Raw genomic sequence first — 15398 nt, forward strand, 5'->3', positions numbered from 1 at the left:
TCGGCCGCGCCTGTGGGGTCTCGCCCCTACCTCTTCATCCCGCAGGAGTCGAGTGACTTCTGCTCCATTTCACTACGAGAAAAACGTTTCTTCACAGCATCAATCGTTACGAAAACAGCTATTATTCAAGAAAGACTTACATATTCAAAATAATCAAAGTCAGCAACGTTTTGGCTCTCTGTTCCATTGCTGCTTGCATACATCCCAATGTACGAACCTGTAAATCCACCTGCAACTTCCGTACTTAAAATTCGCCCTTCAACATTTTCATATAGTACATGCCACTCTTCAGGCTCTAAAGCATAATAGAAATTATAACTCTGTCCATAACCCTCAATCTTGAGAAACATTCGCTTTGTTTCTACTTCTTGAATGGACCAAGTCTGATCCTCACCTGCTACTCTTTTTAGTAAACGAATTACGGCCCTGTCATTCATTCGTGTATATTCCATCCTAATTTGAAAATCACAATTTTGAAGCAAAACAAGGCCAGCTGATTCACTATCTTCTTCAGGATAAAAATCCATAACAGTTCTGACCGCAAAATCAACATGCTGCTGACGTCTGCCTATAAAGCTTGGGTTCACTTCTTCGGTAATCACTTGAGGTCTAACCTTCAGACGTAAATGCCCTGCCCTTTCTGTAAGAGAGTAAATCTGGTCTCTAGGTGTTCGAATGAAATTCCATTGATCGTTTAATTCTTCTGAATCGAAATGGTCGCACGCAGGTAAACTTGACCAGCGATGCAAAGTTAGATTGGGCCTAGTCATTTCTTCTTCGATGATCCCTTTCCCTGGATTGACTACTGGCCAACCATCTTCCCATATAAACGGCACAAGAAAGGTCTCTCTTCCAAGATTACTAAACTCTCCCCCGTACGGTCGTGATCCGAGACAAACCATCCACCACTCCCCTGTTTGAGTTTGGACAATATCCGCGTGACCTACATTAACAATAGGAGCGTCCCTTCCCAAATGACGATGCGTTAAAATGGGATTCGTTTTACAAACTTCATATGGACCCGTTAGCTCCTCACTTCTAGCAATCGTGACAGAGTGAGTGAATCCTGTTCCACCTTCTGCAATTATTAAATAATACATGCCACGTATTTTATATAGATGCGGACCTTCCTGTGCATGAATTTGTTTTAAAGCCCCATCCCATAAACTAATTTTCGGTCCAATCAGTTGTTTTGTTTCCAAATCTAACTGTTGGAGGTAAATTTCCATATGCTTTTCGTATTGCTGTCCATTTGGTGGAATACGATTTGCCATAAAATAAACCTTTCCATCATCCTCAAAAAATAAAGATGGATCGATACCAGGCGCATCATCAAGCCAATACGGATCAGACCATGGACCTTTTGGATCTGTTGCTGTTACAAAAAAGTTTTTCCGTGCTCCCGTTTTACTAACGACAAAGGTTGTGATCATATAGAACAGTCCTTTGTGATAGCGAATGGTTGGAGCATAGATGCCCTTAGAGCAAGGAGTTTCATCCAAATTCAACTGGGAAGGACGATCAAGCACATGGCCAATTTGACACCAGTTTACCAGATCCTTACTATGAAAAATTGGTACCCCAGGAAAATACTCGAAGCTTGATGTAACTAAGTAATAGTCATTGCCTACTCTGCAAATAGAAGGGTCAGGATAAAAGCCTGGTAGAATCGGGTTTTTAAACGTATCCATTTATCCTCCCTCCTTTGCCTCAATATAAAATGAATGATAATCTGTATATCCAACAGAATGTTCTCCCCCCTCATTTAGACAAAAAATACCGAGTTGCGCTCCACTCCAGCCTCCATCTTTTGCTTGAAAAGGGAAATCAATTAATTGAAAGTTATCACCATCTATACTAAAGCTAAACTCACACCTTGCACCTTCTTTTACTTCAACACGGAGATATAATGTACTCGTATCTACTTCTAAAACGAATTCCTCTTGTTCAGCAGTTCTTTCATCTTTGTTGACCAATAAACTTAATTAAAGACATTCCAGAAAGTGATTTTTTTAGTTTTATCCCTGCATAATCATGGCCAAACACCATTAAGCCTGCTGTATCTCCTTCACGATCTGCAGAAAAAGTAAGGTGAGTTGTCACTGTAAATGCTAATGCAGGAAATTTCTGAGTTAAAATTTGTGCAGTATCATAAAATGTATCTGTTTCTTCTGTTCGCTTGTGTGCATGTAATCTGAGGCTACCTTCTCTCAGGTCATACCACTCTCTCTGTATATTTGCTCTCCACTGCCATTGGAGACCTAATGAGCTGCCTTCAAATATATCACTTGTTTGAGGAGTACATTCTTCCCCAACAAATGCTGTAGTTGGCTTTTTCCAACTCATTACAGGTTCACCGACTCCTTCAGCATTGACATTGTTTCCTATTACTGGCCAATCATCCTTCCATCTCATTGGCTGTAAATGAGTAATTCGACCATAGGGCCCCTTATCTTGAAAGTGAATAAACCAGGATTCACTTGTCTCTAGTTCGACCCATGCTCCTTGGTGTGGGCCATTTACAAGCGTACTTCCTTGATGAAGTACAACTTTATCTTCATATGGGCCATAGATATTCTTTGATCTAAGGACCGCTTGCCATCCATTTGTTACTCCCCCAGCCGGTGCAAAAATATAATAATAGCCATTCCGTTTATACAGCTTCGGTCCTTCAATCGTTGGATGGTGCAAGTTACCATCAAATACTCTTAATCCTTCATCAAGTAAAGCGGTTCCATCTTGCTTCATTTTGCAAATGTTTAGAACACTTTTAAAGCCCATTCGACTCTTAGCGAAGGCATGAACAAGATAAGCGTTGCCATCGCCATCCCAAAAAGGACACGGATCTATCCAGCCTTTTGTTTTCTTCACTAAATGCAAAGGAGACCACTTGCCAAATGGATCTTCTGTCGTACTCATAAATATTCCGTCATCAGGTGTTGCAAAAAACACCCAAAACTTTCCACCATGGTATCTGATACTCGGTGCCCATACCCCTTCACTTTGACGTGGTTTATCGTAGTAGGAATAAGGAAGCTTCTCAAAGACATGATTAACAATTTTCCAATTTACTAAATCCTTTGAGTGAAGGACTGGCAAGCAAGGAGACATGTTAAAGCTAGATGCCACCATAAAAAAGTCTTCTCCTACCCGAACGACATCTGGATCTGAATAATCTGCATGAATGATCGGGTTTTTGTAGTAGCCATTTCCTAAGTCAGGTGACCACACTTTCTTTTGATTTGCTTTTATTTTACCGTTCATTTTTCTCCCCCTCTTACACAGCTAAGGAATCTACTAACCAATTAAATGATTTGCTTCCACTTACTTCATGTCCGCCTTCAAAAACATCGTAAGTAAATGCGTTTAATGCATTGTGTGATTGATAAACTTTTTTTAGTTTGTGCACGGCTTCCTGTACTCCATGAAACGGGAAGAGGTGATCATTGATACCAGACTCAATACATAACGACCTTGGTGCAATTAAGCCAATTAAATCTGGCAGTTCGGCGTTTTGTAATATGCCAGGCAAATAATTATCAAGACAATGTCTCCTAGCAATAATGCTGTCTTTAAACGTGTTTGCATATCCACTAATAACCGTAGCTTTGATCCTCTCATCGATTGCAGAAGTAAATGCCGCAATCAGTCCCCCACCGGAAAACCCCATGCATCCAATTTTGTCGTTATCAATGTCGGGCAATCCATTTAGGTAATCTAATACTCTCGTACACTCATATACTCTAAGTCCAGCGAGTGTTTTTCCATGTAATAGGAGTTGGCTTGCTAGTTCAAAGCATGAGTTATCAGTAGTAGAGTCCGTGGCGGCAAGCTTTCTATCACCAAATCCTAATAGCTCTGGAGCAACGACAATCACTCCTCTTTGGACTAACTCAATTGCAAAATTTTTATGATTACCTGGAACCCCTAAATTAGGAAGACCGCCTGGATGCAGTCCTACAACTTCCTTGCTTCCATAGCCATGACCATGAATAGCAAGAACTGCGGGAAGTGGAGATGCCGATCTCATTTTAGGTATTAGCACATATACAGGCATTTTTAGAGATTGACAAGTTTGCATTTCAAGACGCATTCTCTCATAGGTATCGTATTCAACCCTCTCAATAATCTGTGGTTGCAACTCTCCTTCAAGGCTCGTAAAATCACCTAACGCCTCTATCAAACAGTCCTTTATATGTTTTCTATTTCTTCTCGTCGTATCTACAACATGTGTTTGTACCGTATCTTCGTATAGCTTCTGTAAAAATGGATTAGGAGACCACATCACCACTACCTCCAACAAAGTAAGCTATGAATATTAGTTACCTGCAAACGTCACTTCTTCACTGTTGCTATCTACAAAGTCTGCATAAGCTTCTTTCATCTTTGCTGCTTGACGTCCGAATATATATACATCATCCACCTTAGTCAATTTGACTACAGGTGTGTTAGCATGCGGCTTTTTCATCCCAACATGATTAAGCTCAATATCTTCTCCTTGCTCAACAATCACAGCAGGTCCTTGACGTGTCTCTACTTGTACTTGTTGAAATTCAATTCCACGAACATGTTTGCAAAAAATCCCTTCCCCAGCCATGATTAATTCTTCTTTCACCATGTCCGGTTCACCACCTACCTCGTTTGCATCAATTGTCATTTCAACTTTCATGTTTCGTATTGAAACATCTTCAATTGGTAATTCAGGTAGTCCGTAAATAAAAGCGGCAGCAGCCAAACAGTTTTTAGCCGTTACATTACTAATTTGAATATTTCTTACTCTTGGCGTTTTTTCTGTCACAGGGATTGCCTCAGCACTAGTCATTAGTGGATCATCCTCATTAATGCCATACCGATAAAAAGAATTAATAGCTAGTGGACAAAAGACATCTTGCATATATATGTTATTAACTAGAATGTTCTCAATATAAGCACCTCTAGCCCTATTCGTTTTAATCCTAATGCCACGGTCTGTTCCGATAAATACACAGTTAGAAACCGTTACGTTCCGTATTCCACCGGAGTTTTCACTTCCAAATACAACACCGCCATGACCGCGTGACATCGTGCAGTTTGTTACAGTTACATTCTCTGTCGGTCTTCCTACTCTTCTACCATCTTCGTTAATTCCAGATTTCAAACATAAGCAGTCATCCCCAACATCAAAATGACAGTCAGACACACGAACATTGGAACAAGAATCAATATCAAAGCCATCACCATTTGGTGTATTAGAAGGATTTTTAAATGTTACCCCGCGTACGTTTACATGATCACAATAAACGAGATGTGTGTTCCAAAATGGTGAATTTTGCAACGTAATACCTTCAAGTGTTACACCATGGCACTTGTAGAGCTGCAACAATGGTGGTCGTAAAAATTGCGTGTTCCACTCAACTAAGTTTGTTTTCATGTGTAGCTTTTCTTCATTTAATGTTGCGAGCTTTTTCGTTACAGTTGTTTCATACGACTTTCCTTTTTTTATTAAATGATAAATGTCCCACCAAGCTGTTCCTTGCCCGTCAAAACAACCTTCTCCTTTTATCGAAACATTTTCAAGACCACTCCCATAGATAAGTGGTGAAAATCCGTAGCATTCATATCCAGACCACCTTGTTTCTACCGGATAATACGCATCAAAATCATTCCGAAATAATACGAGGGCACCTGCTTCTACAAATAAGGTCATATTGCTTCTTAGTACAATCGGTCCTGTAAGGTAAGTTCCAGCTGGAATTCTGACTGTGCCTCCCCCATCTTTAGAGCAAGCCGCGATTGTTGCAGCAATTGCCTTCGTATTATCCGTGACACCATCACCTTTGGCGCCATATTCTGTAATGTCTCTCATGCTAACATAGCCTCCTTCACTCACAATTATTTCAATAAATCTTCCCTCAGTGGAGTAAATGTATCTAACAAAGTCCCTGCTTCAAGTGCGGTTACACCATGAACAGCATTACTCGGTATATAAAGTGTTTCTCCTTCTTTCACTAACACTTTTTTCCCATCAACATGAAAATCAAATGTTCCTGCTAAAACATACGTAAATTGCTCATGTGGATGACTATGCTCAGTACCTACCCCTCCTTGTTCAAACTCAACTTCCATCATCATGATTTGGTTTCCTGGTTGATGAATCTTCCTCTTAATCTTCGCATCGACTACTTCCCATTCTCCAATTTTCGTCACCTGAAACGCCCCTTTCTATTGATCTTTTGCTAATAGGGGAATGATTAATTGAATAGCCATAACAAAAACTAATATCCAAGGTATTGTAGCCGGATTAATCTCAGTTGAAAAAATCATAAAGATCACAATCCCTAGTCCCCTACCAATATTAATAATCGCTTCCCTCAACACGACTGATTCCACACGAAAGTTTTCTTTTAAAGGTATTTTATCTAGCCAAGTAAAATAGTACGCAGCATATGTGTTTCCTTGTAGTGGCTTAAAAATAGAACTAATTGCCATAAATAAAACAACGGTCCAAATAGAAATCTCCCAAATTAAGAAAGTAGCTGAAATAAGCATCCCTATCGCTGCAACAAATAAATACATTTTCGTAGATTCAATATTTGCAAAACGAGAAATCGCATAACTAGCTACAATCGACAAGCTTAAAAACAAAACATTCATGTACCCTACAAAGCTCTCATCTGGAAAAATCGTAAAGAGTAAAATCAGTGGAATATACATCAGAATCCCTTGTGGGAATCCAATAATAAACCAACCAAATAAAGCTTTTTGAAAGTTGGGCTTTTTCTTTACTAATAACTTTAAATACTTCATGTAATACTCTTTATGGTGAGATTGCACCTTCTTAATTCGAAAGCTTCCAATCGTTGCAATGATAAACATTAAAAAGGCAATGGAAAAAACAATGATATAGCCGGTTAGCTCTGTATACAAAGTGATGACAAAGCCAGCAGCGGCAGGACCTACTAGATTAGCCAGCCCCATTAACATTTGGTTCCAACCTAGGTAACGATGCCGATTTAAATTGTTTGATACTTCATGTGCTAATGTAAAATAACTTAGCCAATAAGCGGCCTGAGAAATTCCTCTAACTAAGGCAAATAAGTAAAAATACTGAACCATGTTTTCTTGTGTAACAACGATACAGAGGTAAAAGAAAGCCGTTAAGAAAATCCCATAACGATAGATCGCTAAATGTCCTTTTTGTTTGGCTATCTTACCAATAAGTATCGTCGCGATTGCTTGAGAGAGAATAGCTGTTAAATTGAACAGTCCATTAATCAGCAGGCTTTCGGTTAGTCGCCATAAATACAGATTAATAAAAATAAGTGATAACGAATTGCCAAACTGAAAAATCGTATGGTTTACAAGCGTAATTATAGCTTGCTCCGATAGCCGTTTTTCTTTAGGCATTTTTAGTAATTTCATTTTCTTGCAACACTTCTCTCATTTATAGAAGTTTATAAAATTCCTGATAACCATTAATTGGCTGAACTTTGAGCCCTGCTAGACTATAACATTTCAGTCGAATCAAAGTTGCTTGTGTACTTGCATTCATATCGCCTTCATACAAACCCTTTCCTAAACAAACGGCCTCAGGCATGTTCGGATAGTATTCTCCCTTTTTTACTTGGGCCACATTAGGAGCAGGTGGCGAATGCTCCATTTCCCTTGAAAATCCGCCATCTTTTCGCTTTAATTTACTAATATTGGTCGCTGTAATTTCCAATATCTCGAGCAATTCATGCCTTGGTATCGAGATATCCATATAGGAGAGCAAATCAATTGGGTTTCGGATATAGCACATATCGACAGCTTCTTCTGTTTTTAAGCATGTAAGAATACTTTGATAGATTCGATCTGGATTTGGCATTGGAATTTGGAACTTACTATAAAACGTATGAAGTTTAAATGTTCCAGAAATACGAACGTACAGACTTCCTTCGCCCCATAATCCTGTTTTTGGATCTTGAATAGAAGCTAAATAATTTTCAGCTTCCTGTAAAAATGGTACTCGTTCCTCTTTCGTCATTTCTCCTAAATACACACAAGATGTCGCCAGCAAATCGCAGCCTCTCCAGCTATTACTAAGGTCAATGCTACGCCATTTTTTTAGATACTCTTCAGGTGACTTGACATAATCAGGGGCACTTTTTGCTTCAAGTGGTAACGGATATTGTGCGTTACCACCTAGTCTTTTTAATGAATTAATTGAATAATTAATCGCTCGATGAACCATAACTTCATCTTTTTCCATCCCTGGATGATCATCGTAAAAAAATCCTGAGTCTTCCTTTTGCTTGGACTGAAAAAAGCGGATCATTTGTGTTCTCATCTGTTTTGGCATGTCGTCGATCAGATTATTCCGTATTAACATGTTTAATGCTTGTGCTGTTGATTCAATATCAGGACTAAAATAATGAGCGTTGATGGAACTTCTAGCGTAATAAAATCCTCCTGTTGCAGGATCATACTGTCCTGCAAGCCAATGAAAAAGCCCGTGATACTGATCATCCAACTTTTCTAAGACACTAGCAATGTCCTTCGTATTTTGAATCATTCATTCACCTACTCTATGAATATATTTCTACATGACTCTAAAGTTTGTAAGGTTAACCTTTCATTGAACCGATTAATGCACCTTTTGCAAAATATTTTTGTAAGAATGGATAAACCATTAATACCGGAATAGTTGCTACTACGATAACAGCCATTTTAATTGTGATCTCTGGCGGTGGAATATCTGTAAATTCCGCTCCGTCATAATTGAGTCCACTTGCAAGTACAACAATTTGTCGTAATAGTACTTGAACTGGCCATTTCGACGAGTCACTTAAATATAAAATTGCGTGCATATATGTGTTCCAATATGTTACAGCATAGAACAAGGAAATCGTCGCAATCGCAGGCATCGAACAAGGAATAACTATCCGGAATAAGATTCCAAAATCACTACACCCATCAATTTTCGCCGACTCTTCCAACCCATCAGGGAGATTTTGGAAGAAACTCTTTAAGATAATCATGTTAAAGGCATTAATAGCAACTGGAACAACTAGTGCTGCAAGTGAGTTTAATAAACCAGTTTGTTGTACTACTAAGAACGTTGGGATCATCCCACCATTAAATAACATCGTAAATACGATAAAGAACATAATAAATCGTCTTCCTACTAAATCTTTACGCGAAAGACCGTAAGCAGTTAATGTTGAGAGGAACATACTAAAGATTGTTCCTCCAACGGTAACCCCAATTGAAATCATCATTGCGCGCATCACTGTATCAGTAGAAAAGATGTAACGATACGCATCAAGACTCCAAACTGTCGGAATTAAAACGAACCTTTTCTCTGCCAATTCTGCACTTGTCGTAAATGATGCTGCTAAAACATGGATAAAAGGTAAAACACAAAGCAAAGCAATAATCGCAAGAAGTGTGATATTAGTAATGTTAAATAAGCGACTGCCTAATGACTTGTCTCCAACCATGATCGTTCCTCCTCAATGTCACATTAATGTGGATACGCGAAGCAATTTTCTTACCTATTCCTCGCGTATTTTAGGAATGCAGTGATTTCTCACTACATTAAATGTTAATAAACACCTTCCTCACCAGCTCTCTTCGCTAGCCAGTTAGCAAACATTACAAGAATTAACCCGACGATACCCTTGAAAAATCCTACTGCAGTTGCATAACTAAATTGACCTTGTTTTAAACCCGCAGTATAGACATACGTATCAAAGATCTCCCCTACTTCACGATTTGAAGCATTTAATAATAAGTAAACGTGTTCAAAACCAAGCTCTAGAACATCACCAATTTTTAAGATTAATAGAACGACGATAACACTTCTAATTGCCGGAAGCGTGATGTGCCAAGCTTGACGCAGGCGGTTCGCTCCGTCCATTTTCGCCGCTTCATATAATTGAGGGTCTACTGCTGCAATGGCAGCTAAGAAAATAATTGTCCCCCAACCTGCTTCCCGCCAAATTACTTGGAGAATATACATCGGTCTGAACGTATCTGGATTCATTAGGAAGTTAATTTTTTGAAAGCCCATCATTTCTAACAAACTATTAATAATACCACCGTCTAACGTCAACATAACAAAGCTGATAGAAACAATAACAACCCAAGACATAAAGTGCGGGATATAAATTAATGTTTGAACACTACGTTTAAACATTTGATTTCGGACTTCGTTTAACATTAAAGCGATAATAATAGGTATTGGGAAAAACACAAGTATTTGTAATCCGAATAATGCCAACGTGTTCCTAAAGATCATCCAAAAATCTGGACTTGTAAACAAACGCTCAAAATGTTGAAACCCTACCCACTCACTTCCGTTAATACCTAAATACGGTTTGTAATCCTGGAAGGCAATAATCAATCCATACATCGGAATGTATTTGTAAATAAAGAAATACAAGATCCCCGGTGCAATCATTAAATAAATCCACTTATTCTTTTTGATTCGTTTCATTAACTCAGCCCGTTTGTCAGGCTTTGGTAATGGCGTCTTTGATTTTTCCAACGCTACATTATTTTCCATATTCAACTTCCTTTCTCACTTGTAAATTGTTTAATGTAACCGCTTACTAATTTACATACTACATGGATACATGTGATTACAGCTATAATCATCACGTTATAAATGACTGAAAACACTGGTTTTATAAGGCTTTTTATAAGAACCGGAGATTTTGATTATTCGTGAACAAAGACAAAAAATTGTCACTGAACTAAGTTTGTGGAAGCTCCTCTTTGCATATATCAAACCCTCTTACTACTGGATCTCTTATACTCACTTCTCTCTGTTTGTTACATACATCAAATCGTTTACTATTGTTTCTCGTGTACTTCTTTCTCTTCTATATACATTAATTCCAGCACTACTGAATCTCGTGTACTTATTCCTCTTCTATATACCAAACACCTTATTACTAGATCAGGTGTACATATTTCTTCTTCAAAAATCATGTGTTAAAGCCCTTAAGCTAGAATGGATATACGAGCAAAAAAGAGGTTGTCTCATAGGATCTTCCCCCTTGAGACAACCTCTTTTTTATGTTGTTAGTTTAATTCTTGGTAAGATGCATTGAACTCTTCAATAATTGCATCTCCACCTTGAGATCTCCAATTCTCAACCGCAGCTTCAAAGCCAGCTTCGTCTGATTGACCTAGAATGTAACGAATCGTTGCATCTTCAATCATTTGTTTCAATCTGTCACCATCACGGATATACGTTGGTGAATCTAATGTAAGTGCTAAGTTATGGATAAGATAGTCATTGTTCTCTAATACCATTTGATCTGCTTTTTGTCTTACTTCATAATCTGTGTAAATAGAGTAACGACCACTCGTAGCTGGTTCGCCAACTTCCATTGTTAAATAAGGTCTAACTTCTCTATCAATCTTTTGTTGATCATCCGTAATCGCTGATGCTCTGCCATCTTTCACTTCATAATGCTCCCCTTCAACACCCCAGTATAAAATGTTAGCAATTTCAGGATTCATCAGTTGATCGTAGAAACCTAAAATTTTAAGTAGCTTCTCTTCTGATTCAACAGACGATTTAGGGAACATCATTAATTCACCAAATCCAGGAATTGCCCATACACCAAATTCTCCATGAGGTCCTTCAACATAGTTTTGAACATCAAATTCTACATCTGGGTTTAGAGCAACTGCATCATTATTTAAGCTTGTTACATCTTCCATAGAACCAACATATACACCAGCTGTCCCATTTGTTAAAAGCGCTGTTTGATCCCCTTTACTTGTTACAGGGAAATCTTGGTTAATAAAGCCGTTTGAGTGCATTTCACGATAAAATTCTAATGTTTCCATATACTCAGGGAACATAAATTCAGGAAGAAGCTCCCCATCTTTTAATCCCCACTCATTTGGAGTACCAAACCAAGAAGCAATTGTTTTGAATCCACCATAGATTAAATCACTACGGTCAGCAAGACCAATTGTATCGTTTCTTCCCGTTCCGTTTGGATCATCCTCTGAAAAAGCTCTAACCATTTCCATAAATTCTTCCGTTGTAGTTGGAGCCTCAAGTCCTAGATTATCAGCCCAGTCTTTACGATATATAATACCTTGACGAGATAATGGTCTTCCTTGATAAATACCATAAAGCTTACCGTCAACTGCTGAGTTAGCTAAAATATCTTCATTTAGATTGCTTAAATATTCAAATTGATCTAGATAAGGACCAATTTCCCAAAACTGATCATTTCTAATCGCATCTTTGAACTGGTTCAATTGTGCAAAACTAACACGAACCGCATCAGGAAATGAACCTGTTGCAAATGCTGTGTTTAACCTTTCCTCGTAACTGCTATCAGGAACCCATTGAATGTCTAACTTATAGTTTGTTTTTTCTTCAATTAATTCTTGAATTTTTGGAGCAGGTGTTTCTGGTGTGTGTAAGTTAGTCATAATAGAAAACTCGAAAGGCTCTTCTATTTCAACTGCATCCGTTCCTTCTGCAGGAGCAGGTTCAGTACTAGAAGCGCTTTCATTTTTATTACAAGCAGACAGGAGTACAAGAATGAAAGCAATCATACAACCTAAAATAAACAACTTATTAGACTTAAACATGTACAAACCCCCCAATTTATTCTTCGTTATAATGATACCTGGTAATAATAGAAGCAGCCTACCTAGTTGAAAACCGTCTTTTAGTAAAAATAACTCTTCTACTCATGAACTAGCTCAATTCTTTTTTCATCATTAACTGGTCTCGAATTCTTTCTGCCTATCATGAATCACCTCCATTACTCACTATATAACAACGTTGGAATCCATTGAATGATATGAAGTTGTTACCATTGATACTAAGCGAAATGATAGGGTAAGTATATAATCAAAATCTCATTTTGTAAGCCCTTACACACCCTAATACCAAGGCTTCCTCCTATACCTGATATAATGATTATCTGTTTTAGAACAAAAATATGGAGACATCCTGCAAATGGGAGTTTACAATCTCTCTCACCATTATTAGTGATGTCTCCATATGTTTCTATGATGTTTTTTTGTATTTTTCTCGATATTGTCCTGGTGTCATTTCTTCTTGTTTTTTAAATGAGCGGATAAAATTCTGTGAGTTTTTGTAGCGTAAGTGATCAGCTATTTCCTTAACCGTCATATTCGTTTCAGTTAACCACTGTTTTGCTTTTTTAAATCGATACATGGCCAAATACTCACTAAATGTATAATTTGTTTCTTGTTTAAACACACTGCTTAAATAATTAGCATTATAATGCAGTTTTTCAGCACATTCCTCTAAAGTAATATCTGAGTCAAAATTATGGTGAATAAGGTCAATAATTTTCTCCGATAAATTTTGGAACTGAGAATCACGGCGATCACTAAACACTTTTATTAACGGTATGATTAGTCGCTCCTGGAACCATTGTTCAATTTCCTCTTTCATTTGTAACTTCAACAACTCTTCGTAAAGCGATGCGTGGAACACCTCAATTTGCTGAAAGCTCACTCCGCCTTCTTGTTTAAGCATTAATAAATTATTTAATAGCCGCATCATCGATATTTGATATTCTCTAGGTGATTGCGTGTTTTTAAAGGCTTTTTCCATCCATATTTGCAGCTGTTCTAACGCTTTTTCCTTATCCGCTAACTTTACAGCGACAAGTAATTCTTCTTCCGTTCGCTTCGGATAGTCAAATATGACCGTATGTTTCCCAGAATTAATACTGCTAAAATGGATAATAACCCCTTTTCCGAGCTTCATCCGATGCTTTAATGCCTCCATGCCTTCTTTATAACCTCTTTTGGCTTCTTTCAGTTCATGGAAAGGTAGGCTTATGCCAATACTAACGGAAACATTTAAGGCATTTTTAATTTTGCTTTGGATGGTTTCAGTTAACTCATACATCGTATCCTGAATGTTGACTGGGGTTTGTTCAGAAAAACCGATAAGAGTGACTAACGTTTTTTCAACCCAAACAGATTGTAATTGATCTTCTTTATTAATCGTGTCTTCCACCATGCTTTTTACTGCGAATGCTACTTTTTCAACGTCAGCTGATTCATAATTAGATCTATCTAGTGAATCAATGTGCACCGTAAACACAACCATGTTTTTCCACTGGTTAACTACGGAATGTAATTGAAAATACTCTAGCTTTTCTTCAATTTCACTTGTCTTATAATTTCCAGTAAATAAGTTATGAATAAAGAGCGATTTCACTTGTTGTGTATGTTCTCGCAATTCATTTTCTAAATTTGATTTTGAAGAAAAAAGATCATTAATATGTTCCTCGATAATCTCTAACTCACTTTTCCTTTTTCTATCTTGATCTGGCCAATTGTCATCAATATAATTCACTAATTTATTTACAGGTGAATATAGTTTCTTACTAATAACCCAAATATACAAGCTACATGTGATGACAATAAAGGTAATCATAAAAAAGGTAATCCAGCCAATTTTCTTGCTTTCAGCTGTAAGCGCATCAATTGAATTAAATGAGATATAGTTCCAATTATTGAAATCAGATTTGTGATATGTCACCGTATATGAATTATCCCTAGAGTCCGTATCGAATTGACCTGATTTTTCTGTAAAACCCTCTAGAGAGCTGACGTAACCAGCGTCTACAAGTGATGTTCCAATCAATTCCTCATTGCGATGAACGATGATTCGATAGTTCTCATCTGTAATAACCACCTCATCTGAAAGCCCGTCGACATTAATCATGTCAGCTAAACTACATGTTGGTATGTTCGTAAAAGCTAACCCAAATTTCTCACTATATCTTGCTGGTAGCTTCTTCACTAAACTAATCGTATTCTCACAGCTTCCGTATGCCATTGGCTCTGAAAATTCTTGATTGTTCAGTAATAACCATGTCGAATCATTATCAGCATTCAAATAAGAAAGATATGTCTCACGATCTTCGTAATCACTTAACCGTGACAATCCTGAGTTATTTACAATCCAATTCTCTTGAAAATTTAACAAAATCACTTCTTCTACTTTTGTATCATAAGATCTAAGATTACTTAAATTTTGTCTGAGCTCCCTGTAAATGGAAAAGTCCTCTGCAAATAAAGGCCTCCTAATTACATCATCCATAAGAGGAGATTCAATCGTATTTGTGACACTATGATGAATTGTCATTAATACTTGTTCGATATTAGAATGCACCTGTCTAATAATTTGAACCTTTTCATGATTAACTTTCTCTTGTATATGCTTAGAAGATTGAACATAGGAAAACACACCGACGATCACTACGGGGATAATACTTATAATACTAGCAAATACAATTAATTTCGTAAGCAAACTTTGACTCTTCATTTGAATCCTCCCCTATAGTAGATAACCGACCAACTAGTTTGGTTATTTTATGTGAGTCACTATCTCCCAATTGACTTAGCAC

At 37.6% G+C, this 15398-nt stretch carries 12 protein-coding genes; all 12 read right to left on the reverse strand.

Annotated elements, in window-relative coordinates; genetic code table 11:
* Positions 1–125: 125 nt before the first annotated feature.
* A complete protein-coding gene (locus AC1FXP_RS04900; RefSeq protein ID WP_480059070.1) occupies positions 126–1691 on the reverse strand; it encodes a glycoside hydrolase family 43 protein in 1566 nt (521 codons plus the stop codon).
* On the reverse strand, positions 1692–1976 hold the full coding sequence (locus AC1FXP_RS04905; protein ID WP_480059071.1) for a beta-xylosidase family glycoside hydrolase: 285 nt from the start codon (positions 1974–1976) through the stop codon (positions 1692–1694).
* Entirely contained in the window at positions 1960–3264 is a 1305-nt protein-coding gene (locus AC1FXP_RS04910) for a glycoside hydrolase family 43 protein (RefSeq protein WP_480059072.1), read from the reverse strand. The genes AC1FXP_RS04905 and AC1FXP_RS04910 overlap by 17 nt, the downstream gene beginning before the upstream one ends.
* A 13-nt stretch (positions 3265–3277) precedes the next feature.
* The gene (locus AC1FXP_RS04915) at positions 3278–4285 is read right to left on the reverse strand and encodes a dienelactone hydrolase family protein (RefSeq protein ID WP_480059073.1); all 1008 of its coding nucleotides are present in this window, start codon (positions 4283–4285) and stop codon (positions 3278–3280) included.
* A gap of 33 nt (positions 4286–4318) precedes the next feature.
* Positions 4319–5845 carry a glycoside hydrolase family 28 protein gene (locus tag AC1FXP_RS04920; protein ID WP_480059074.1) on the reverse strand — a complete coding sequence of 509 codons (1527 nt, stop codon included), beginning with the start codon at positions 5843–5845 and terminating at the stop codon, positions 4319–4321.
* 26 nt (positions 5846–5871) lie between these two features.
* Entirely contained in the window at positions 5872–6186 is a 315-nt protein-coding gene (locus AC1FXP_RS04925) for a cupin domain-containing protein (protein WP_480059075.1), read from the reverse strand.
* 15 nt (positions 6187–6201) lie between these two features.
* On the reverse strand, positions 6202–7401 hold the full coding sequence (locus AC1FXP_RS04930) for an MFS transporter (protein ID WP_480059076.1): 1200 nt from the start codon (positions 7399–7401) through the stop codon (positions 6202–6204).
* Positions 7402–7423: 22 nt separating this feature from the next.
* Positions 7424–8533, reverse strand: a complete 1110-nt coding sequence (locus tag AC1FXP_RS04935) for a prenyltransferase/squalene oxidase repeat-containing protein (protein ID WP_480059077.1) — start codon at positions 8531–8533, stop codon at positions 7424–7426.
* Between the two features lie 52 nt (positions 8534–8585).
* A complete protein-coding gene (locus tag AC1FXP_RS04940; protein WP_250097132.1) occupies positions 8586–9461 on the reverse strand; it encodes a carbohydrate ABC transporter permease in 876 nt (291 codons plus the stop codon).
* Positions 9462–9565: 104 nt separating this feature from the next.
* A complete protein-coding gene (locus AC1FXP_RS04945) occupies positions 9566–10459 on the reverse strand; it encodes an ABC transporter permease (RefSeq protein ID WP_480059499.1) in 894 nt (297 codons plus the stop codon).
* A 590-nt stretch (positions 10460–11049) separates the two neighbouring features.
* Positions 11050–12588, reverse strand: a complete 1539-nt coding sequence (locus tag AC1FXP_RS04950; RefSeq protein ID WP_480059078.1) for an extracellular solute-binding protein — start codon at positions 12586–12588, stop codon at positions 11050–11052.
* 424 nt (positions 12589–13012) lie between these two features.
* A complete protein-coding gene (locus AC1FXP_RS04955; protein WP_480059079.1) occupies positions 13013–15316 on the reverse strand; it encodes a helix-turn-helix domain-containing protein in 2304 nt (767 codons plus the stop codon).
* Between the last annotated feature and the right edge of the window lie 82 nt (positions 15317–15398).

It is taken from the genome of Halalkalibacter sp. HAAS-P013, assembly GCF_056619925.1.

Bases quoted from the DNA above. Each gene is read 5' to 3' on its own strand.
- AC1FXP_RS04900 (WP_480059070.1), bottom strand. From the start codon at position 1,691: ATGGATACGTTTAAAAACCCGATTCTACCAGGCTTTTATCCTGACCCT.
- AC1FXP_RS04910 (WP_480059072.1), bottom strand. From the start codon at position 3,264: ATGAACGGTAAAATAAAAGCAAATCAAAAGAAAGTGTGGTCACCTGAC.
- AC1FXP_RS04915 (WP_480059073.1), bottom strand. From the start codon at position 4,285: ATGTGGTCTCCTAATCCATTTTTACAGAAGCTATACGAAGATACGGTA.
- AC1FXP_RS04920 (WP_480059074.1), bottom strand. From the start codon at position 5,845: ATGAGAGACATTACAGAATATGGCGCCAAAGGTGATGGTGTCACGGAT.
- AC1FXP_RS04930 (WP_480059076.1), bottom strand. From the start codon at position 7,401: ATGAAATTACTAAAAATGCCTAAAGAAAAACGGCTATCGGAGCAAGCT.
- AC1FXP_RS04935 (WP_480059077.1), bottom strand. From the start codon at position 8,533: ATGATTCAAAATACGAAGGACATTGCTAGTGTCTTAGAAAAGTTGGAT.
- AC1FXP_RS04940 (WP_250097132.1), bottom strand. From the start codon at position 9,461: ATGGTTGGAGACAAGTCATTAGGCAGTCGCTTATTTAACATTACTAAT.
- AC1FXP_RS04945 (WP_480059499.1), bottom strand. From the start codon at position 10,459: ATGAAACGAATCAAAAAGAATAAGTGGATTTATTTAATGATTGCACCG.
- AC1FXP_RS04950 (WP_480059078.1), bottom strand. From the start codon at position 12,588: ATGTTTAAGTCTAATAAGTTGTTTATTTTAGGTTGTATGATTGCTTTC.
- AC1FXP_RS04955 (WP_480059079.1), bottom strand. From the start codon at position 15,316: ATGAAGAGTCAAAGTTTGCTTACGAAATTAATTGTATTTGCTAGTATT.